Origin of the sequence: Sphingomonas adhaesiva (genome assembly GCF_036946305.1) — a bacterium.
Taxonomy (GTDB): Bacteria; Pseudomonadota; Alphaproteobacteria; order Sphingomonadales; family Sphingomonadaceae; genus Sphingomonas; species Sphingomonas adhaesiva_B.
Genome location: NZ_JAQIJJ010000004.1, coordinates 64333 through 85192, shown reverse-complemented (window position 1 = coordinate 85192; position 20860 = coordinate 64333). Strand labels below are relative to the sequence as shown.

General features: G+C 68.9%; 22 protein-coding genes and 1 other RNA gene. 16 read left to right on the top strand and 7 right to left on the bottom strand.

The genetic code is table 11. The features are described from left to right. Positions 1-71: 71 nt before the first annotated feature. Positions 72-974, bottom strand: coding sequence for an RNA polymerase sigma factor RpoH (gene rpoH, locus PGN14_RS06800; RefSeq protein WP_335298709.1), 903 nt, complete (start codon positions 972-974; stop codon positions 72-74). Positions 975-1043: 69 nt separating this feature from the next. After that, positions 1044-1991: an RluA family pseudouridine synthase gene (locus PGN14_RS06795; RefSeq protein ID WP_335298708.1), complete on the bottom strand. Its 948-nt coding sequence runs from the start codon at positions 1989-1991 to the stop codon at positions 1044-1046. A 22-nt stretch (positions 1992-2013) separates the two neighbouring features. Between PGN14_RS06795 and PGN14_RS06790 the strand changes: the two genes are divergently transcribed. The 15 genes from PGN14_RS06790 to PGN14_RS06720 all read left to right on the top strand — a co-directional run bounded on the left by PGN14_RS06790 (position 2014) and on the right by PGN14_RS06720 (position 14795). Continuing rightward, entirely contained in the window at positions 2014-2481 is a 468-nt protein-coding gene (locus PGN14_RS06790) for a M67 family metallopeptidase (RefSeq protein ID WP_335298705.1), read from the top strand. Then, positions 2478-3122, top strand: coding sequence for a histidine phosphotransferase family protein (locus tag PGN14_RS06785; protein ID WP_335298704.1), 645 nt, complete (start codon positions 2478-2480; stop codon positions 3120-3122). The genes PGN14_RS06790 and PGN14_RS06785 overlap by 4 nt, the downstream gene beginning before the upstream one ends. A gap of 222 nt (positions 3123-3344) precedes the next feature. Continuing rightward, positions 3345-5663, top strand: a complete 2319-nt coding sequence (locus PGN14_RS06780; protein WP_335298703.1) for a chemotaxis protein CheA — start codon at positions 3345-3347, stop codon at positions 5661-5663. Beyond that, positions 5660-6106 (top strand): chemotaxis protein CheW, encoded by a 447-nt coding sequence (locus tag PGN14_RS06775; protein ID WP_335298702.1) that lies wholly within the window; start codon positions 5660-5662, stop codon positions 6104-6106. Before PGN14_RS06780 ends, PGN14_RS06775 begins: the two co-directional genes overlap by 4 nt. Before the next feature lie 96 nt (positions 6107-6202). After that, positions 6203-6568: a response regulator gene (locus PGN14_RS06770; protein ID WP_335298701.1), complete on the top strand. Its 366-nt coding sequence runs from the start codon at positions 6203-6205 to the stop codon at positions 6566-6568. A 28-nt stretch (positions 6569-6596) separates the two neighbouring features. Further along, positions 6597-7652 (top strand): chemotaxis protein CheB, encoded by a 1056-nt coding sequence (locus PGN14_RS06765; protein WP_335298700.1) that lies wholly within the window; start codon positions 6597-6599, stop codon positions 7650-7652. Beyond that, the gene (locus tag PGN14_RS06760) at positions 7649-8491 is read left to right on the top strand and encodes a CheR family methyltransferase (protein ID WP_335298699.1); all 843 of its coding nucleotides are present in this window, start codon (positions 7649-7651) and stop codon (positions 8489-8491) included. The genes PGN14_RS06765 and PGN14_RS06760 overlap by 4 nt, the downstream gene beginning before the upstream one ends. A gap of 106 nt (positions 8492-8597) precedes the next feature. Next, the gene (locus PGN14_RS06755; protein WP_335298697.1) at positions 8598-9287 is read left to right on the top strand and encodes an N-acetylmuramoyl-L-alanine amidase; all 690 of its coding nucleotides are present in this window, start codon (positions 8598-8600) and stop codon (positions 9285-9287) included. Between the two features lie 11 nt (positions 9288-9298). Then, an RNA gene (rnpB, locus tag PGN14_RS06750) (RNase P RNA component class A) lies at positions 9299-9695 on the top strand. Between the two features lie 38 nt (positions 9696-9733). Further along, complete coding sequence (locus tag PGN14_RS06745; protein ID WP_335298696.1) at positions 9734-10279, top strand: J domain-containing protein; 546 nt, start codon at positions 9734-9736, stop codon at positions 10277-10279. Continuing rightward, entirely contained in the window at positions 10276-10575 is a 300-nt protein-coding gene (locus tag PGN14_RS06740) for a (2Fe-2S) ferredoxin domain-containing protein (RefSeq protein ID WP_335298695.1), read from the top strand. The genes PGN14_RS06745 and PGN14_RS06740 overlap by 4 nt, the downstream gene beginning before the upstream one ends. A gap of 247 nt (positions 10576-10822) precedes the next feature. Beyond that, positions 10823-12991, top strand: a complete 2169-nt coding sequence (locus PGN14_RS06735) for a S9 family peptidase (RefSeq protein WP_335299181.1) — start codon at positions 10823-10825, stop codon at positions 12989-12991. An 88-nt stretch (positions 12992-13079) separates the two neighbouring features. After that, positions 13080-14108, top strand: coding sequence for an aspartate-semialdehyde dehydrogenase (locus PGN14_RS06730; protein WP_335298694.1), 1029 nt, complete (start codon positions 13080-13082; stop codon positions 14106-14108). A gap of 31 nt (positions 14109-14139) precedes the next feature. Next, positions 14140-14382 carry a hypothetical protein gene (locus PGN14_RS06725; RefSeq protein WP_335298693.1) on the top strand — a complete coding sequence of 81 codons (243 nt, stop codon included), beginning with the start codon at positions 14140-14142 and terminating at the stop codon, positions 14380-14382. Further along, a complete protein-coding gene (locus PGN14_RS06720) occupies positions 14382-14795 on the top strand; it encodes a type II toxin-antitoxin system VapC family toxin (RefSeq protein WP_335298692.1) in 414 nt (137 codons plus the stop codon). Before PGN14_RS06725 ends, PGN14_RS06720 begins: the two co-directional genes overlap by 1 nt. A 4-nt stretch (positions 14796-14799) precedes the next feature. Here PGN14_RS06720 and PGN14_RS06715 read toward each other — a convergent pair whose 3' ends face one another. The 3 genes from PGN14_RS06715 to PGN14_RS06705 are packed head-to-tail and all read right to left on the bottom strand — an operon-like array spanning position 14800 to position 17871. Continuing rightward, a complete protein-coding gene (locus tag PGN14_RS06715; protein ID WP_335298691.1) occupies positions 14800-16308 on the bottom strand; it encodes a DHA2 family efflux MFS transporter permease subunit in 1509 nt (502 codons plus the stop codon). A 59-nt stretch (positions 16309-16367) separates the two neighbouring features. Next, the gene (locus PGN14_RS06710; protein WP_335298689.1) at positions 16368-17438 is read right to left on the bottom strand and encodes an HlyD family secretion protein; all 1071 of its coding nucleotides are present in this window, start codon (positions 17436-17438) and stop codon (positions 16368-16370) included. Beyond that, on the bottom strand, positions 17431-17871 hold the full coding sequence (locus tag PGN14_RS06705) for a MarR family winged helix-turn-helix transcriptional regulator (protein WP_335298688.1): 441 nt from the start codon (positions 17869-17871) through the stop codon (positions 17431-17433). Before PGN14_RS06705 ends, PGN14_RS06710 begins: the two co-directional genes overlap by 8 nt. 119 nt (positions 17872-17990) lie before the next feature. On the opposite strand from PGN14_RS06705, the gene PGN14_RS06700 reads away from it, so the two are divergent. Further along, the gene (locus PGN14_RS06700) at positions 17991-18752 is read left to right on the top strand and encodes an alpha/beta fold hydrolase (RefSeq protein ID WP_335298687.1); all 762 of its coding nucleotides are present in this window, start codon (positions 17991-17993) and stop codon (positions 18750-18752) included. Between the two features lie 37 nt (positions 18753-18789). On the opposite strand, the gene PGN14_RS06695 is transcribed toward PGN14_RS06700, so the two are convergent. Beyond that, the gene (locus PGN14_RS06695; RefSeq protein ID WP_335298686.1) at positions 18790-19314 is read right to left on the bottom strand and encodes a hypothetical protein; all 525 of its coding nucleotides are present in this window, start codon (positions 19312-19314) and stop codon (positions 18790-18792) included. Positions 19315-19403: 89 nt separating this feature from the next. After that, complete coding sequence (locus PGN14_RS06690; RefSeq protein ID WP_335298685.1) at positions 19404-20834, bottom strand: AMP nucleosidase; 1431 nt, start codon at positions 20832-20834, stop codon at positions 19404-19406. Between the last annotated feature and the right edge of the window lie 26 nt (positions 20835-20860).

Here is a 20860-nt window from a genome sequence, read left to right as displayed (position 1 = left end):
GGGGCGACGGAATGACGTCGTCATCCCAGCGAAGGCTGGGAGTTTTTCGCCGCAGCGGTGGCGCGAACGCGCTACGCCGTCAGCAGCCGCTTCTCTCCCGCCAGCCGCATCATCGCGCGCTGGAGCTTCTCGAACGCGCGCACCTCGATCTGGCGAACGCGCTCGCGGCTGACGCCGTACACCTGCGACAGCTCCTCCAGCGTCTTGGGATCGTCGGTCAGGCGGCGCTCGGTCAGGATGTGCTTCTCGCGATCGTTGAGGTCGCCCATCGCGTCGACCAGCATGTCGTGACGCACGTCGGCCTCCTGCTGGTCGGCGACGATCGTGTCCTGCAAGGGCGCGTCGTCAGCCAGCCAGTCCTGCCACTGGCCCTCGCCATCCTCGCGCATCGGTACGTTGAGCGAGGTGTCCCCGCCCATCGCCATGCGGCGATTCATGCTGACCACGTCGGCCTCGGTCACGCCCAGGTCGGTCGCGATCTTCTGCACGTTCTCGGGCGTCAGGTCGCCGTCCTCGAACGCATCGAGCCGCGCCTTCATGCGGCGCAGGTTGAAGAACAGCTTCTTCTGCGCCGCGGTGGTGCCCATCTTCACGAGGCTCCACGAGCGCAGGATGAATTCCTGGATGCTCGCGCGGATCCACCACATCGCATAGGTGGCGAGGCGGAAGCCGCGATCCGGCTCGAACTTCTTCACCCCCTGCATCAGGCCGATATTGCCTTCGGAGATCAGCTCGCTGACCGGCAGGCCATAGCCGCGATAGCCCATCGCGATCTTCGCGACGAGGCGCAGGTGCGACGTCACCAGCTGCGCCGCGGCATCGGTGTCGCCATGCTCCTGGAAACGCTTGGCGAGCATATATTCCTGCTCGGGCGCGAGGATGGGGAACTTCTTGATCTCGGAGAGATAGCGGTTGAGCGACTGCTCCCCGCCAAGGGCAGGAATCGTCGCGGGGACGTTGCTGCGCGCTGCCATGATCCTCAATCTCCCTTCCTCGCGGAGGACGCGACTGCCCGAAAACGGCACAACCGGCGTGGTCCGCACTTATACGACAAGCTGACTGAACAGTTCCTGCATGTCTGCCGGCATCGCACTTTCGAACGCCAAAGCCGCGCTTGTGATGGGATGGATGAACCCCAGATGCGCGGCGTGCAATGCCTGGCGACGGAAACCCAGGGTTTCCAGAACCGCCTTATGAGCCGGTTTTGTTCTACCATATACCGGGTCGCCCAGCAAGGCGTGCCCGATCGAGGCCATATGGACGCGCACCTGATGCGTGCGCCCGGTTTCGAGCCGGCATTCGACCAGCGCCGCCTCGCGCAGCAGCTCCATGGTGCGGTAATGCGTCACCGCACGCTTGCCGCCGGCGACGATCGCCACCTTCTTGCGGTTGGCGGGCGAGCGCGCGAGCGGGGCATCGACGCTGCCGGCGGGCGGCATCGGGCGGCCGCCGACGATCGCGCGATAGCGGCGGTCGATCGAATGCGCCGCGAACTGCTTCGCCAGCCCCTCGTGCGTGCGGTCGGTCTTGGCCGCGACCATCAGCCCCGACGTATCCTTGTCGATGCGATGGACGATGCCGGGCCGCGCGACCCCGCCGATGCCGGACAGCGAGCCGCCGCAATGATGCAGCAGCGCGTTGACGAGCGTGCCGTCGAGATTGCCCGCGGCCGGGTGGACGACCAGCCCGGCGGGCTTGTCGATCACGATCAGATGCTCGTCCTCGTATGCGACGACGAGCGGAATATCCTGTGCCTCGTTATGCGCGGGCGTGGGGGCGGGCACGGCGACGGTATAGACCTCGCCCGCCTTCGCGCGCCGCGCCGGGTCGCGCACCGCCAAAGCGTCGCGTTCCACCTGACCCGCGTTGATGAGCACCTTCAGCCGCTCGCGCGACAGGGTCGGCACCGCGTCGGCCAGCGCACGATCCAACCGCCAGCCGTCGGAGGCCGGCGCGATCGTCGCTTCGATGATGGCAACCCCCCGGTCCATTGTCCTGTGCTAGATGGGGCCGATGCTGGAGATTTCAATCGGGCTGCGAAACGAGATTGCGGCATCGGCGGCGGCGTCCCCCGATGCGGAGGTGTGCGGGCTGTTGCTGGGCCGCGGGTCGCGGGTCGAGCGGGTGGTGGCGTGCCGCAACGTCGCCGCGACGCCGGCGCGGCGGTTCGAGATCGATCCGGCGGCGCTGATCGCGGCGCATCGCGCGGCGCGGGGCGGCGGGGCGGCGGTGATCGGCCATTATCACTCGCACCCGACCGGCACCGCCACGCCCTCTCCGCGCGATGCCGCCGATGCGCCGCCGGACGGCAGCATCTGGATCATCGTCGCGGCGGGCGGGCTGAGCGCGTGGCGTGCCGTGCGCGACGGCGCGCTTCACGGCCGCTTCGATCCGGTGCCGCTGGTCGACGCCGGTTGCGCCGCGCCCGGCGAGCGGCCACAAGGCGGCTCCCCCGTCTCGTCGAGGTACATCATTCCATGACCATCAGTCCGGTCGATTTCGCCAGCCTGCTCTGTTCGCGGCTGTGCCACGACCTGCTCTCGCCGGTGGGGGCGCTCAACAACGGGCTGGAGCTGCTGGCGGACGAAACCGATCCGGAGATGCGGCGCCGCTGCCTGGAACTGCTCAACGAAAGCGCGCGGGTGTCGGCCAACAAGCTGAAGTTCTTCCGCCTTGCCTTCGGGGCGGCGGGCGGCTTCGGCGAGCGGGTCGACGTGCGCGAGGCGCGCAGCGCGGTCGAGGGGCTGCTGGGCGACAACAAGCGGCTGACGCTGCAATGGGCGGTGGAGGAGCCGGAATTGCCCAAGGCGGCGGTCAAGGTGCTGCTGAACCTGGCGCTGATCGCGGGCGATACGCTGGTGCGCGGCGGCACGGTGACGATCGGCAGCGAGGAGACCGCCGACGCGACCGAGATCGTGCTGCGCGCGGAGGGGCCGCGGATTGTGCTGGACCCGGACCTGCGCTCCACGCTGACCAATGGTGCGGGCAGCGAGGCGGTGACGCCGCGCGCCGCCGCCGCCTTCCTGGTCCATGCGATCGCGAGCGAGGCGGGGGGATCGGTGATCGTCAGCGAGCCGGTCGAGGGCACGCTGCTGTTCGGTGCGGCGCTGCCGAACCGATAGCGCGGACCATAGGCTCCGTTCGCCCTGAGGAGCCGTAGAGCCTGTCGAAACGGCATCTCGAAGGGTGCAGATGCTTCGAGACGAGGCTTCGACGAACTCAGCCTCTCCTCAGCACGAACGGTCAGAGGCCTCAAGCCATCCTCGGCACGCCCCGGAGGCGGTAAACGCCCTTTTAACCCCGTCCGTGCCAAGCCGCCGCGCAAAGGAACGCGACGGGGCCGCATGGACGATCTGCTGCAGGAATTCATCGCCGAGACGCGCGAGACGCTGGACGCCTTGTCCGGCGAGATCGTCGGGTGGGAAGCCGACCCGAACGATCGCGCGCGGCTGGATGCGATCTTCCGCTTCGTCCACACCATCAAGGGCAGCTGCGGCTTCCTCGACCTGCCGCGCCTCGCGCGGTTGAGCCATGCCGCGGAGGATGCGCTGGCGGCGGTGCGCAGCGGCGACCGCGCGCCCGACGCCGCGCTGGTCAGCGCGATCCTGGCGATCATCGATCGCATCGGTGAGATCGTCGAGGCGCTCGACGCCGGCGGCGGGCTGGATGACAGCGGCGAGGACGATCTGATCGCGGCACTCGACGGCCCTGCGGCCATCGCAATGGAGGCGGCGGCGCTGGCGGCGCCGGTGACCGCCGATGGCCTGCCGGCCGAGCCGCAGGCGGGGGCGGCGCCGTCCGCCACGCGTGCGTCGGCGCGGTCGGTCCGGCTGTCGGTCGACCTGCTCGACCGGATGATGAGCGGCGTGTCCGACATGGTGCTCGCCCGCAACCAGCTGGCGCGCCACGTCCGCGAGATCGAGGATCCGCGGCTGGAGACGATGCTGGAGCGGCTGACGATTTCCGTCGACGACCTGCGCGACATCGTCACGCGCACGCGGATGCAGCGGGTGGAGACGCTGTTCGCCGCGCTGCCGCGGCTGGTGCGCGACACCGCGGCGACGCTGGGCAAGGCGGTGACGCTGGTGATCGAGGGCGGCGACGTCGAGCTGGATCGCGAGATGATCGAGCTGTTGCGCGATCCGCTGGTCCATCTGGTGCGCAATGCGATCGACCATGGCGTGGAGGAGCGCGCCGACCGCATCCTGTCGGGCAAGCCCGCGACCGCGGAGCTGCGCGTGGTGGCGCGGCAGGCGGGCAATCTGATCATCATCGACATCGTCGACGACGGGCGCGGGGTGGACACCGCCGCGCTGGTCGCCAAGCTGGGTCGCGAGCAGCCGCTGCGCGCCGCCGCGCTGGCGATGCTGGACGAGGAGGCACGGCTCGCGCTGATTTTCGAGCCCGGCCTGTCCTCGCGCGAGACGGCGACGACGCTGTCGGGGCGCGGCGTGGGCATGGACGTGGTGAAGGCGAACGTCGAGCAGATCGGGGGGCGCATCTCGCTGGTCAACCGCCCGGGGCAGGGGCTGGCGGTGTCGCTGGAGGTGCCGCTGACGCTGGCGATCCTGAACACCGTGATCGTCGAGGCGGCGGGAACCCGCTTCGCGATCGCGCGCCAGTCGGTGGACGAGATCGTCGCGGTCAATCAGGGCGCGGTGCGGATCGATGCGGTCGGCGGGGATGCCGCGGTGGCGGTGGTGCGCGGGCAGCGGCTGGCGATGGTGCGCTTGCCCGACATCGTCGGCGGCGAGCGGCTGGCGCCGCACTATCTGGCGATCGTGTCGCTGCGTCAGGGACGGTTCGCGCTGGCACTGGACGGCGTGTGCGACACGCAGGAACTGGTGGTGAAGCCGGCTGCGCCCGCGGTGATGCGCGCGGGCATCTATGCCGGGCAGATGCTGCCCGACGACGGCGCGCCGATCCTGTTGCTGGACGGTGCGGGCGTCGCAGCGCGCGCCGGGCTGACGTTCGAGCAGCGGCGGCAGCTGTCGGCGCCGGTCGCCGCGCCGGAGCCGGTGCAGGCATTGCTGTTCGACGATATCGACGGCGCGCGGCGGATGATCGTGTCGGAAGCGGTCGACCGGATCGAGCAGGTGCCACCGGGCGCGGTGCGCGCGCTGGCGGGCGGCTGGTGGCTGACCACGGGTGACCGTTCGGTGCCGGTATGGGCGGGGCAGGGGCGTGATGCCGATGCCATCGTCAAGGTCCTGCGCCTGCGGCTGGATGGTCAGGATCTGGTCTATCCGATCCGCGAGCCGATCGAGATCGTGGCGTTGCCCGAGGCGATCGCCCCCGCCGCCGACGATGCGGAGGGGGTGATCGGCGGCGTGGTGGTGATCGACGGCGAGCCGGTCGAGCTGATCGATCCGTTGCGGCTGTTCGCGCGCCGCGCGGCGGTGACGGAACGGCCCGTCTGCCTGCTCCACGGCAGCGAGAGTGCGTGGATGGAGGCGTTCCTGAAGCCGACGGTCGAGCAGGTGGGCTATCGCGTCGTGCGGCAGCTGGCGGCGGGCGAGCGGCCCGTGCTGGCGCTCGCGATCGAGGATGAGGCGGACAGCGCGCCGGTGCCCGCGATCCGGCTGAGCCGCACGCGTGGCGCCCCGCTGTACCGGTACGATCGCGATGCGCTGGTCGCCGCGTTGAAGGAGCATTGCGCATGACGACGTCTCCCTCGCTGCATCTGGTCGCGCAGATCGGTAGCTGCGGCGTGCTGTTCGATACCGATCGCGTCGCGTCGGTGGTGGAACTGGGCGCGGCGGTGCCCGCGCCGGGTGCCGGGCCGGCGGTGATCGGGCTGGCGGCGATGCGCAGCCGCGTCGCCACGGTGCTGGACGTGCGCGCGCTGCTGGGGGTGCCGCCGCACGTGCCGCGGGAGGGCGAGGCGGTCGGCCATGCCGTCGCGACCGTCGTCGACGGGCATCTCTATGCCATTGCGGTCGACCGGCTGGAGGATGTCGAGACGTTCGACATCGCCCCGGTCCCCGCCGGCATGGGCGCGATCGCGGATCGCGACTTCGTCTGCGGCGTGGCGGATGGGGCCGCGGAAACGCTGCTGGCGCTGGACATCGACCGGCTGGTCGAGCGCGCGTCCGCGCTGAATTGAGCGCAGCGCCGGTAGTCCCCGCGTTAACGCCAAAATTACGCCTGTCTGTCAGGAAGCTATGGTCCGGTGTTCGGACTGTGTTGTCGAGGGTGCGTCATGAAGACCTGTCTGATCGTCGATGATTCGAAGGTGATCCGCAAGGTCGCTCGGCACATATTGGAGACGCTCGACTTCGCGGTGTCGGAGGCGGCGGACGGTCGGCAGGCGCTGGAGCAATGCCGCGCGGCGACCCCCGATGTCGTACTGCTCGACTGGAACATGCCGGTGATGAGCGGAATGGAATTCCTGCGCGCGCTGGACGCCGAAACGCTGTCGCACCGCCCCAAGGTGGTGTTTTGCACCACCGAGAACGGGATGGCGCACATCCGCGCCGCGATCGAGGCGGGTGCGGACGAATATGTGATGAAGCCGTTCGATCGCGAGACGCTCCACAGCAAGCTGCAGATCGTCGGTCTGGCCTGATCGCGCCCGCCGCAGCGGCCCGACGCCGGTGTCCACCATCCCCTCCGCCATCACGGGCGATGCCGCGACGCGGGTGCTGATCGTCGACGATTCGGCGGTCGCGCGTGCCGCGCTCAGCCGCTTCGTCGCGGCCGATGGCGGCTTCGTGGTCGCCGGTGCCGTCCCCGATGCGCAGCGTGCGCTGGACTTCCTGTCGCGCGAGCAGGTCGACGTCATCCTGCTGGACCTTGAGATGCCGCGCACCAGCGGGATCGAGGCGCTGCCGCAGGTGATCGCGGCCGGGCGTGGCGCACGCGTGCTGGTGGTGTCCAGCTCCGCAGCGGAAGGCGCGGCGGTGACGATCCGTGCGCTGGCGCTGGGTGCGGCCGACACGCTGGTCAAACCGGGCGCGGGCGCGTTCGCCAGCCGCTTCGGCGAGATCCTGCTGCAGCGGCTGGCGGTGCTGGCGAAGCCGGGGCGCCCGTCCGCGGTGTCGCGCGACGCCGCCGTGTCGCTGGGCGTGTCGTTCGATGCGATCGCGATCGGGGCGTCGACGGGGGGCATCCATGCGCTCGCCTCGCTGCTGCGCGCCGTACCGGGCGCGGTGGCACAACCGATCTTCGTGACGCAGCACCTGCCACCGTCCTTCTCGCCCTTCTTCGCGGAACAGGTCGCGCTGTCGGGGCGGCGGCCGTGCGACGTCGCGGGCGATCGGACCCTGGTGAACCGCGGGCGCATCCTGGTCGCGCCCGGCACCGCGCATCTGACGGCGCAGCGGATGGCCAGCGGCGCGGTGGTGACGCGGCTGTCGCAGGCGCCGACCGCGACCGGCAATTTGCCGTCGGTCGATCCGATGTTCACCAGCCTGGCGGAGGTCTATGGCAGCCGCCTGCTCGCGATCGTGCTGAGCGGGATGGGGCGCGACGGGCTGGACGGCGCGCGTGCGGTCCATGCCGCTGGCGGGACGCTGGTGGTGCAGGATCAGGCGAGCAGCGTGGTATGGGGGATGCCGGGCGCGGTCGCCGCGGCCGGACTGGCGCGCGCGGTGATGACCCCGGGTGCGATCGGCGCGATGATCGCCGCCAGCGCGACGGTGGCGGCATGACGGCGGTATGGCCGGCGCCGGTCGCGATACCGTCCGCCACGGCGGAACCGAGGGGCGCGACCGTGTTGGGCGCGCTGCTGGAGCAGCGCACCGGTCAGCGGATCGCGGAGAATCGCAGCTGGCGGATCGACACCGCGTTGAAGCCGCTGCTGTCCGCGCTGTCGCTGGACCGCGTGGAGCAACTGACCGCGCTGCTACGTGGGGGGCGCGACACCGCGCTGGCGGACCAGATCGTCGACCTGCTGCTCAACCAGGAGACCTCGTTCTTCCGCGACGTCGGCATGATCGAGGCGGCGGCGACCGCCGCGCGCGCCGCGGAGGAGCGCAACGGCATGGCGGCGCGCATCTGGTGCGCGGCGTGCGCGACCGGGCAGGAGCCGCTGTCGCTGGCGATGCTGTTCGCGGAGGATGGCGCGCCGCCGCCGCCGATCCTGGCGACCGACGTCTCGATCGCGGCGATCACGCGCGCGCGCCGCGCGACCTATAACCAGTTCGAGATCCAGCGCGGGCTGCCGATCCGGCGCATGATGCGCTGGTTCGCGTCGGCCGACGAACAGCAATGGGCGGCCTCGTCGCGACTGCTGGAGACGATCTCCTATCGACGCCACAATCTGGTCGCCGACCCCGCGCCGGTCGGCACGTTCGACCTGATCCTGTGCCGCAACGTGCTGTTCTACCTCGTTCCCGAACGGCGCGAGCAGGTGCTCGACCGGCTGGCGGGCGCGCTGGCGCCGGGCGGGCTGCTGCTGCTGGGCGCGGGCGAGACGGTGATCGGGCAGACCGAACGCCTGCGCCCCAGCACGCGGCTGCGCGGCTTCTACGAGGTCGTCCCCGCATAACGGTGGCCCGTTGGCATCCACCGTCGCGAACGCCTATGAGGCAGTCGGTCGACAGGGGTGCGAGCGGGGCCGACGGCATGATGGTGGCAGGAAAGCGGTGGCGGGCATGAAGTGCGTCGAGGCACCGTCGCCCAATTTCAACGAACGCCTGCTGCCGATCACGATGATCGTGCTGCATTACACCGGAATGCCGACCGCGGCGGAGGCGATCGCGCGACTGCGCGACCCCGAAGCGGCGGTGTCGGCGCATTATGTGGTCGACGAAGACGGCACGATCCTGCGGCTGGTCGACGATGAAAAGCGCGCGTGGCACGCGGGCAAGAGCCATTGGCGCGACATCGATGACGTCAATTCCGCCTCGATCGGTATCGAGATCGTCAATCCGGGGCATGACCACGGCTATCGTGGCTTCCCCGATGCGCAGGTGGATGCGGTGGTGCGCCTCGTCGCGCATCTGAAGGACCGCTACGAGATCACCCGCGGCAATATCGTCGGCCATTCCGATATCGCCCCGACGCGCAAGCGCGACCCCGGCGAGCTGTTTCCCTGGCATCGCCTCGCGCGGCTGCGGCTGGCGTTGCCGCGCCCGACCAAGAATCTGATGGATCCGTTCTGGGGCGAGGCGGCGTTCTGCCTCGCGCTGGAGCGGTTCGGCTATGACGTGAGTGACCGGATGGCGGCGATCATGGCGTTCCAGCGGCGTTTCCGCCCCGAATTGATCGATGGCGAGATCGATGCGGAATGCCGCATGATTCTGCTCGCGTTGCTGCTTCCCAAACCGCAGGGGGATGAGTAGGGGAGCCAGCACCAGAGGGCCGGGCGGCCGCGTCGTGCTTCGCGCACGCCGAGGAAAGTCCGGGCTCCACGGAACGACGGTGGCGGGTAACGCCCGCCGGCCAAGGGCGCGAGCCCGCGGTCAGGGACAGTGCAACAGAGAGCAGACGGCCTGGGCTTCGGCCCGGTCAAGGTGAAAGGGTGCGGTAAGAGCGCACCGCGCGCGCCGGTAACGGCCGCGGCACGGTAAACCCCACCGGGAGCAAGACCGAATAGGGGCGGCATGGGCGTTTTGGCGTCCGGGGCGTGTTCCCGCCTGCTGCCCGGGTTGGTCGCTTGAGCGCGTCGGCAACGGCGCGCCTAGAGGAATGGTCGCCCATCCCCCGCTCGCGGGGGTGGACAGAACCCGGCTTACAGGCCCTCTGGTGCCTTGGCGCAGGCGGTGTGCCACCTTATGTGCAGGCGCGAATGGCACGCACTCCTACCCGATCGAACGACTGGGGCTTTCCCCGCTGGCGCGCTTATGGTGCCGAGCGCGAGGCGGTGAAGGTGCGGCTGTGCGATCGCCACGGCTGCCAGGAGCCGGGCGACTGCCCCGCGCCCAAGTCGCCCAACAGCCCCGATCGCTGGTATTTCTGTCAGGCGCATGCGGCGGAATACAATCGCGGCTGGAACTATTTCGAGGGGCTGTCGGCGGAGGAAGCAGCGCAGCGGGAGGCCGACGAGCGGCGCGACGCGAGCGGCTTCACCCAATCGAAGCACCAGCAATGGGCGGGGCGCGGCGACGGCAGCCGCTCGCGCGACGAGATGCGCGCGCTCGACGTGCTGGAACTGGAGACGGACGCCACCTTCGACGAGGTGAAGCTGGCATGGCGGCGGCTGGCGAAGTCGAACCATCCCGACGTGCGGCCCGGCGATGCCGAGGCGGCGGGGCGGTTCCAGGCGATCCAGGCGGCCTATGAGGTGCTGCGCACCGCCGAGGAGGCGCGGACCTGGCGCCCGTCGGAGGCGTGAAGGACCATGTCGCATCGCGCTGGCAGGGCGCGGTGCTGGTCTGCGGCAAGTGCACGAAGAAGGTCGGCGGCGGGTTCGGCGCGAAGGGCAGGACGTCGCTGGCGAAGGCGCTGCGCGCGGAGCCGGGGTTCGGCAAGGGACGCAAGGCGGACGTCGGGGTGGTCGAGACGCGGTGCCTGGGCGTGTGTCCGAAGCGGGCGGTGGTGCTGGTGGATACCAGGCGACCGATGCGGTGGCGGGTGGTCGAGATCGGGGCGGATGTGGCGGAATTGGCGGGGGCGTTGCGGGATGAATGAGTCTCCGTTCTTAGCCCCTCCCCTTCAGGGGAGGGGTTGGGGGTGGGGGAGGTCTCACCGAGACCGTCACCTTTGACTGCCCCACCCCAACCCCTCCCCTGAAGGGGAGGGGCTTATTGGTAACATCTGTTGCTTCCCCGTACCTCCCCGTCCTACCACCGCCGCGCGCCCTGGGTCGGGTGCGGGAGGGTTCTACATGTGGCGGTTCGGGGTGGCATTGGGTGTGATGGCATGGGCGGGCGTGGCGATGACCGCTGAGGCGCAGACGGCGGCGCCCCGGCTCACGCTGGAGCGTGTCTTCGCCAGCCCCGATCTCGCCGGACCGCAGCCGCAGGCGTTGCGGCTGTCGCCGGACGGCACGCTGCTGACGTCGGTGCGGCCGCGCGCGGACGACCGTTCGCGCTTCGACCTGTGGGCGCTCGATACGCGGACGGGCGCGGAGCGGATGCTGGTCGATTCGCTCCGGACCGGCAGCGGCGGGGAATTGTCCGAGGCGGCGAAGATGCAGCGCGAGCGCGATCGCACGCTGACCGGCAAGACGGGCATTCTGGAATATGACTGGGCGCCGGACGGGCGCTCGCTGCTGGTGCCGGTCGACGGCGAGCTTTACCTCGCCGACCTGACGGGCGGCGTCCGCAAGCTGGACGGGACGAAGGACGCGCTGAACCCGACGATCAGTCCGCGGGGGCAGTTCATCGGCTTCGTCCGCGACCAGAATCTGTGGGTTCAGCCGCTGGCGGGCGGCGGTGCGGCACGGCAGCTGACCAAGGACGGCGGCGGCACGGTCCATTGGGGCGAGGCGGAGTTCATCGCGCAGGAGGAGATGCATCGCCGTACCGGCTATTGGTGGTCGCCGGACGACCGCCATCTCGCCGTCGCGCGGTTCGACGAGGCGCCGGTGAAGGTCTTCACCCGCGCCGCGATCGGCGCCACCGGCACGCGCATCTTCGAACAGCGCTATCCCGCCGCGGGCACGGCCAACGTCCTGATCGAGCTGCATGTCATGCGCGCCGATGGATCGGGCAGCGTGAAGGTGGATCTGGGCAGCGACCCGGACATCTATCTCGCGCGGGTCGACTGGACGCCGGACGGCAAGGCGTTGCTGGTCCAGCGCGAGAACCGCGCACAGACCCGGCTGGACGTGCTGCGCGTCGATCCGCTGACCGGCAAGTCGAGCGTGCTGTTCACCGAAAACGCTGCGGCCAAAAGCTGGATCAACCTGTCCGATGCCTATCGCGTGATGCGCGATGGCAGCCTGTTGTGGCTGTCGGAGCGGGACGGCTTCGCGCATCTGTGGCGGCTGGACAAAGGGCGCTGGACGCAGCTGACCAAGGGGCCGTGGGTCGTCACCGATCTGGTCGGCGTCGACGAAGATCGCGGCCGGGTCTATTTCATGGCCAACAAGGACAGCGTCCTCGAACAGCAGTTGTACGCGCTCGACCTGAAGGGTGGGGCGATCACGCGATTGACCGAGGCGGGCTGGTTCAACCGGGTGACCGCCGATGGCGGAGCGAAGCGTTTCGTCGTCACCCGCTCCAATCCCGACCAGCCGCCGCAGATCTATCTGGCCGATGCCGATGGCAAGCGGCTCGCCTGGGTCAACGAGAACCGGGTGGAGGGGGCGCATCCCTACGCTCCCTATCTCGCCGCGCACCAGCCGGTGCGCTTCGGGACGGTCAAGGCGGCGGACGGGAAGACCGACCTGCAGTGGCAGATGGTCACGCCGAAGCTGGAGCCGGGGAAGCGCTATCCGGTGTTCTTCCAGCATTATGGCGGGCCGGGGCCGCAGAATGTCGTGCGCAACTGGAAGATGCCGCTGGTCCAGCAGCTGGTCGCCAGGGGCTGGATCTATTTCGAGGTCGACAATCGCGGCTCGGCGAACCGCGGCGTGGCGTTCGAGAGCGCGATCTGGCATGCGCTGGGCAGCGTGGAGGTCGCCGATCAGGCGGCCGGCGCCGCCTATCTCAAGACGCTGCCGTTCGTCGATGCGAAGCGGATCGCGACCTTCGGCTGGTCCTATGGCGGGTTCATGTCGCTCAAGATGATCGAAGCCGATCAGGGGCTGTATGCCGCCTCCGTCTCGGGCGCGCCGGTCACCGACTGGCGATTGTACGACACGCACTGGACCGAACGCTACATGGGCGATCCGCGCGTCGACAAGGCGGCCTATGACGCGTCGCGCGCGGTGATCGACCCGTTGAAGATCACGACGCCGCTGATGCTGATGCACGGCATGGCGGACGACAATGTCTTCCTCGACAATTCCACCGAGGTCGCGGCGCGGATGCAGGCGGCGAACGTGCCGTTCGAGATGATGTTCTACCCCGGCAAGGCGCATGGCGCGGCGCGCGACATCCATGTGTGGACGACGATCGAGGCGTTCCTGGACCGACATGTGGGGGCGGGGGCGCGCTGAACACGGGTGGCTTTTCGGATATTACGGCGTTAGGGCGCGGCGCGACAATTTCGTGAGGCGCCGCGTCGGGCGCGTGGAAGGAACAATCATGGGGTATCGGGTGGTCGTCGCCGGCGCGACCGGCAATGTCGGGCGCGAGATGGTCAACATCCTGGCCGAGCGGCAGTTTCCCGCGGACGAGATCGCGGTGCTGGCCTCCTCGCGCTCGGTCGGCGACCAGATCGAGTACGGCGACACCGGCCGCATGCTGACGGTCAAGAACATCGAGCATTTCGATCCCGCCGGCTGGGACATGGCGCTGTTCGCGATCGGCAGCGAGGCGACCGCGGTCTATGCGCCGAAGTTCGCGGCGGCGGGCTGCACCGTGATCGACAATTCGTCGCTGTACCGGATGGACCCGGACGTGCCGCTGATTGTGCCGGAGGTGAACGCGGACGCGATCGACGCCTATACGCGTAAGAACATCATCGCCAACCCGAACTGCTCGACCGCGCAGATGGTGGTGGCGCTGAAGCCGCTGCACGATGCCGCGACGATCCGGCGCGTGGTGGTGGCGACCTATCAGTCGGTGTCCGGCGCGGGCAAGGTGGGGATGGACGAGCTGTTCGAGCAGAGCCGCAACATCTTCGTCGGCGATCCTGCGGAGCCGAAGAAGTTCACCAAGCAGATCGCGTTCAACGTGATCCCGCACATCGACAGCTTTCTGGAGGATGGCTCCACCAAGGAAGAGTGGAAGATGGTGGTGGAGACGAAGAAAATCCTCGATCCCAAGATCAAGGTGACCGCGACCTGCGTGCGCGTGCCGGTGTTCGTCGGCCATTCCGAGGCGCTGAACATCGAGTTCGAGCGCGAGCTGGACGCAGAGGCGGCCAAGGCGATCCTGCGCGAGGCGCCCGGCGTGATGCTGATCGACAAGCATGAGGACGGCGGATACGTCACCCCGATCGAAAGCGCGGGCGACGACGCGACCTATGTCAGCCGCGTGCGCGACGATTCGACGGTCGAGAATGGGCTGTCGCTGTGGTGCGTCAGCGACAATCTGCGCAAGGGTGCGGCGCTGAACGCGGTGCAGATCGCGGAGCTGCTGGGGCGGCGCCACCTGAAGAAGGCGGATTGAGCAGGCTGGGGCGCGATGGTAGCGTCGCGCGATGGGTGACGTGCTCCTCAAACTCGATGACGCGCTGCTGATGGATTATCGCCGCGCAGCCGACTCCTCTGGCCGGACGCTGGAGGATGAATTAAGGGAAGCCCTGACGGCGCATCGTCCCACGGCGCGCCTGTCCAAGCAGGAGTTGCTGGCGTTGTCCGATCGACTGCTGAACATGACGCCTGCTTCTGCCGCGGCAATCGATAGTACGGATCTGATCCGTGAGGATCGCGACAGCCGTTGATGCTGGTGGTGGATGCCAGCGTCGTTGTGAAAGCTTTGACGCTAGAGCCCAATACATACGCAGCGCGTACCCTCATATTCGAGGCTACGGAGGTCGTTGCGCCTTCGATCATCTCCATGGAGGTGGCGAGCGCGTTATCGAAGAAGGTGCGCTATCACGGCCTTCCCATCGACGCTGCCACTGACGCGATGCTCGCTCTTCCGAACTTCATAACGCAATACGTGCCGCTCGACATCTTCATCGTGTCTGCCTTTCACCTGTCGCTGCAACTCGCGCATGCGTTGCAGGATTGCATGTATCTGGCGGTCGCGATCGAACACGATTGCCCATTGGCAACGAGCGACAGGAAGTTCGCCAATCGAGCCATCGCCGCCGGTCATGGCCATCGGATTGTCGTACCGGCGGCGGATTGACGCCTCACTCGCTGTGCACCACCTCCAGCTTGCCCTTGGGCTTGCGGAGCAGCAGCACCATCGGCACGACCGCGATCGAGATCCATGCCATCAGGTAGAAATCGTCGACATAGGCGATCATCGCCGCCTCGCGGTTGACCATCGCGTCGGCGAAGGCGGCGGCGGTCTGGCCCAGTGCGGGGACGCGCGCCAGCAGGTCGGCGGCGGGCAGCGACTGGTCGGTGACGTGTGCGCCCAGGTCGGCGTGGCTGACCTGGATGTTGCGCGCCAGCATCACCGTGACCATCGAGATCCCCGCCGACTGGCCGATCGAGCGCATCAGGTTGAGGATACTGGCGCCGTCGGTGCGGTAGCGGTTGTCGAGCGTGGCGAAGGCGAGCGCGTTGAGCGGCATGAAGACGAAGCCCATGCCCAGTCCCTGGATGAACCCGGCGGTGACGACCGGCCAGTAATCCATCTCCAGCGAATAGCCCGCCATCATCCGCAGCGATCCCGCGAACAGGATCAGCCCGACGATGATGACGATGCGCGTGTCGACCTTGCCCATCAGCTGACCCGCGATCCACATCGTCGCCAGCACGCCGACGCCGCGCGGCGCCATCATCATGCCGGTGTCGATCACCGGATAGCCGAACAATTGCTGGAGCATCGGGGGCAGCAGCGCCATCGGCGCCATGGTCGAGATACCGATGACGATCATGAAGATCATGCCCATCACCAGATTGCGGTTGCGGAACAGCTCGCGGTCGAACAGCGGACGCCGCGCGGTGGCGAGGTGAATCACCGCCAGCCACAGCGCACCGGCCGCGATCAGCCCTTCCGCCACGATCTCCCAGCTGGAGAACCAGTCCTCGGTCTGGCCGCGGTCGAGCATCAGCTGGAACGACGCGACCGCGACGCCGACATAGACGAAGCCCATGTAATCGAAGGTGCGGCGCGCGCGCGGGCGCGACGGCAGCTGCCACCACAGGATCGCCAGCGTCAGCAGCCCCACCGGCACATTGACGTAGAAGACCCAGCGCCAGTTGTAATTCTCGGTCAGGAAGCCGCCGATCACCGGCCCCATGATCGGCCCGACCATCACCCCCATGCCCCACACGCTCATCGCCTTCGCGGCACGCTCCGGCGGGTTGATGTCGAGCATCGCGGTCTGCGACAGCGGGTTGATGAAGGCGGCGGCAATGCCTTGGACGATGCGGAAGGCGACCATCAGCGGCAGGCTGTTGGCGACGCCGCACAGCATCGAGGCGATGACGAACACCCCGACCGACACCAGGAACAGGTTGCGGCTGCCGATCCGGTCGGACAGCCAGCCGGTTGCCGGCAGCGCGATCGCAGTGGCGACGATATAGCTGGTCAGCACCCAGGTGACGGTGTCGACCGTCGCGCCCAGCGACGTCTGCATATGCGGCAGCGCGACATTGGCGATCGTGGTGTCGAGGATCTGCATCACCATCGCGCCCATCACGCCGACGGTGAGGATGCCGCGATGCTCGACCGGGAGCAGCGGCATGCCCTCCGTCGGCGCGGGTGCGGGTGCAGGTACGGCCGCCGACGCGGGGGCAGTCGCCATCAGCGCGCCTGCGTGTCGACCGCGACGTCGGCGGACAGGCCGGCGATCAGCGGCCGCGACGAACGCCCTTCGATCGCGATGCGCACCGGCACGCGCTGCGTCACCTTCACCCAGTTGCCGGTCGCGTTCTGCGCCGGGAGGACGGAGAATTGCGAGCCCGTCCCCGCGCCGATCGACTGAACGCGGCCGTGCAGCTCCACGTCGGGATAGGCGTCGAAGCCGACCGTCGCCGGCTGTCCGACGCGCATATGGTTGAGGTCGGTCTCCTTGAAATTGGCCTCGACATAGGTGCCGCCGGTGGTGACCAGCGTCAGCGCCGGGACCCCGCTGGGCGTGATGTTGCCGACCTGGAGGCGGCCGGTCTGGCTGACGATGCCGTCGTGCGGCGCGCGGACGACGGTACGCGCGAGGTCGAGCTGCGCCTTCTCGCGCCGGGCGAGGGCGACCTGAATCGCGGCGGGGGTGCTGGAGCCGGTGTCGCCGCTCGACACCTGTTGCCGGGCGCGCGCGGCATCGGCCTGCGCCGCGGCGATGCGGGCGCGCGCGGCGGCGACCTGCTGCGTCGCGGCGTCGAGAGCGGCGCGGGTGGTGAAGCCGCGCTTCATCAACGCCGATTGCCGCTCCCATGTCGCCTGCGCCAGCGTCAGGTCGGCCTGCGCCCCCGCCAGCGTCGCGGCGGCGCTGCCGCTGTCGGTCGCCTTTGTCGACACGTCGACACGCGCTTCCGCCAGCGCCGCATCGGCCTGCGCCAGTGCGATGCGATAGGGCACGGGATCGATGCGGAACAGCACCGTGCCCGCCTTGACCGGCTGGTTCTCGCGCACCTCGACCGCGACGATCCGCCCGGTCACATCGGGGCTGATCGAGGTCATGTCCTGCTTCACATAGGCATTGTCGGTCGATACGTACCGCCCCGACGTCAGCCAGAACCAGCCGCCGACGAGCGCCAGCAGCAACGGCACGCTGATCATCAGCGCCAGCCGTCCCCAGCGGCGCTTCGGCCGAAGATCGGGCGGGGCGGCAGCGGGTTCCGCGGCGATCACGGCACGATGCGGATCGGCGTCAGCCATGCGCGCTCTCCATCGCCGGGGATTGCAGGTTGTCGCGGATCCGCTCCAGCATCCCGGACAGGCGCGTCTGTTCGTCGGGGGCGAGGCCCTCCATCGCCTGAACCGACAGGTCGTCGGCCAGCAGACGCAATTGATCGATCAGCGGGCGCGACTTGTCGGTCAGGTAGATGTGCCAGGCGCGACGATCGGCCGGGGCGCGGCGCCGCTCCACCAGGCCGGCTTCCTCCAGCCGGTCGATCATCCGGCAGAGCGTGATCGGCTCCACCTCCAGCCGTTCGGCCAGCGCGCCCTGGTTGATGCCTTCGCTGCGGCTGAGCGCGGTGAGCGCGCGCCATTGCGGTCGTGTCACGCCGATGGTGCGGGCGCGTTCGTCGAAGCGGCGGCGCAACAGGCGCGAGACATCGCCGACGAGAAATCCGATCGAGTCACTCATGCAGCGCGCATATAATAAGTGTCCTTATGAAATGTAAGCATGTTGATGCTTGTGCCGACGTGCGACCTCGATAGACCGGCGGTCCGGCCATCATCCACGCGCCGCCACAGGAGTTTTCGATGTCCGACGCCGTCAGCGAAACGCGTTTCTTCAACAGCTTCGACGGTGTTCGTCTGGCATGGCGTGAGCTGGGGGAGGGCCGGCCGGTGGTGCTGATCCACGGCTATTTCTCCGACGCGGCGACCAACTGGATCCGCTACGGCCATGCCGCGGCGATCGCGGCCAGGGGCTTTCGCGTGATCATGCCGGACCTGCGCGGGCATGGTGAAAGCGACCGGCCGCACGAGGCGGCCGCCTATCCGCCCGATGCGCTGGCGCGCGACGGCCATGCGCTGATCGCGGCGCTGGCGCTGACCGATTACGATCTGGGCGGCTATTCGCTGGGCGCGCGCACGACGTCGCGGATGCTGGCGACGGGCGCGACGCCGGGTAAGATCGTCTTTTCGGGCATGGGGCTGGAGGGGCTGATCCACACCGGGCGACGCGCGGGGCATTTCCGCAACATCCTGACCAACCTGGGCCAGCATGAGCGCGGCACGCCGGCCTGGATGGCGGAGGCGTTCCTGAAGACGACCGGCGGCGACCCGGTCGCGCTGCTGGGGGTGATCGACACCTTCGTCGACACGCCGGAGGAGCAGGTCGCCACCTTCGCGCAGCCGGCGGTGGTGGTGAACGGCGTGGACGACGACGACAATGGATCGGCCGCCGCGCTGGCACGGGTGCTGCCGAATGCCCGGCTGGTCGAGGTGCCGGGCAACCACATGAGTGCGGTGATCAAGCCCGAACTGGGGCAGGCGATCGCCGATTTCCTGGCGGGATAGCCCTATCGACGGCGGCGAGAGGGCTACCTCGTCACGGTCAGGCGGGGATGGTGTTTTCGTCGGCGATCCCGGCCTCGAACGACTTGGACGAATCGGTGCCGTCGGGCTGATGCGCGCCGCCCTTGAGGTGCGGAAGCGCGGGCTGGCGCGGGGTGGAGCCGCGCAGCGAGAGGACGGCGGCGGTCGCCGCCGCGCCGATCGCGGCGACGCCACCCGCGATCATCGCCGCACCCCATTTGCCGCCGACCGGCGCCGCGGCCTTGTCGACCTTCTTCACCGCCTTGCGCGCAGTCCGGGTGGTGGCGGTACGCGCCTTGGTGGTGGTGCGCTTGGCGCGCGTGGTCACGGCATCCACGCCGTCCTTCGCCGCCTGCACGGTACGCGCGGTGGTGGAACGCTGTGCCGCAGGGGCGGCGCGCTTCGTCCGCGGCTTGGCCGCGCCGTTGGCGGTCGAGCGCTTCGCCGGAGCCTTGGTCTGCGCGGCGGGCTTGCGGGCGGCGCGGCGACGCGGGGTGGCGGGCTTGGACGTGTCCGCCGGCGTGTCGCTGGTGTCGTCGGCCATGATGCGGTTCCCTTTGCTGTTCCGGTATCGCCACCGTAACGCACGGACCCCACATCGTTTCCGCGCGCCGTTACATCAGCGGAACGTCATCAGCGGAAGGGGGGCTCGTTGAAGGCGCGCAGCTTACGGCTGTGCAATTTCGCGCCTTCGCGGCGCAGCTCCTCGCACGTCTCGATGCCGATCCGCATATGTTCGCTGATCGCGCGCTCGTAGAAGCGGTTGGCCTGGCCGGGCAGCTTCAGCTCGCCGTGGAGCGGCTTGTCGGAGACGCACAGCAACGTGCCGTAGGGGACGCGGAAGCGGTAGCCCTGCGCCGCGATCGTGGCCGATTCCATGTCGATCCCGACCGCACGGCTGAGCGAGAAGCGCAACGCCGAGCGCGAATAGCGCAATTCCCAGTTGCGGTCGTCGGTGGTGACGATCGTGCCGGTGCGCAGCCGCCGCTTCAGCTCCTCGCCCGACTGGCCCGACACCGTTTCCGCGGCGCGGGCCAGCGCCTGCTGCACCTCCGCGATCGCGGGCACCGGGATCTCGGGCGGCAGCATGTCGTCCAGCACATGGTCGTCGCGCAGATAGGCGTGGGCGAGGACATAGTCGCCGATCCGTTGCGACGGCCGCAGCCCGCCGCAATGGCCGATCATCAGCCACGCCTCCGGCCGCATCACCGCGAGATGGTCGCAGATCGTCTTGGCGTTGGACGGGCCGACGCCGATGTTGACCAGCGTAATGCCGGTGCGGTCGTCCGCCATCAGGTGATAGGCGGGCATCTGGAGCCGGCGCCACGCGCTGTCGTCGAGGATCGCGGGGTCGTCACCGGCGCGGAACATCACTCCCCCGGGGCCGGACAGCGCGGTGAAGCGGCTGTCGCCGCCGACCTGCTGCGCGGCCCAGCGGACGAATTCGTCGACATAGCGGTGGTAGTTGGTGAACAGGACGTAGCGCTGGACGTGCTCCGGCGGGGTGCCGGTATAGTGGCGCAGCCGTGCGAGGCTGAAATCGGTGCGCAGGCCGTCGAACAGCGCCAGCGGCCGGGTGCCGTCGATCGAGGCCCACAACCCGTCCGCGATCTCGTCGCCGATGAACGCTAGTTCGGTGGTGGGGAACCAGCGCGCCAGCTCCGCCACCGACACCGCGTCGAGGCTCAGCGCGTGACCCGGATCGATGACATAGGGGTAGGGGATCTCCTGCCGCCCCGGCACGGCCTCGACCGTGACGTCGTAGTCCTCGACCAGCAATGTCAGCTGCTCGACGAGGTAATCGGCGAACAGCGCGGGCTTGGTGACGGAGATGCGATATTCGCCCGGCGCGGTCAGCCGGCCGAAGGAGCGCAGCGGGGTGGGACGCCCGTCGCCGCCGGCAAAGCGCAGGCGGATCTCGGGATAGGCGAAGGAGCCGTCCTTGCGTGCCTCCGCGGGCGGCACGGTGCCGTCGGCGATATAGGCGGAGATGGCGGCCTTGAGGCGGTCGACCGACGCGGCGTAGAGGCGGTCGAGTTCGGTGACGATGTCGGCAGCGGTCATCGCAGGGGGTTACATGCGCGATGTGA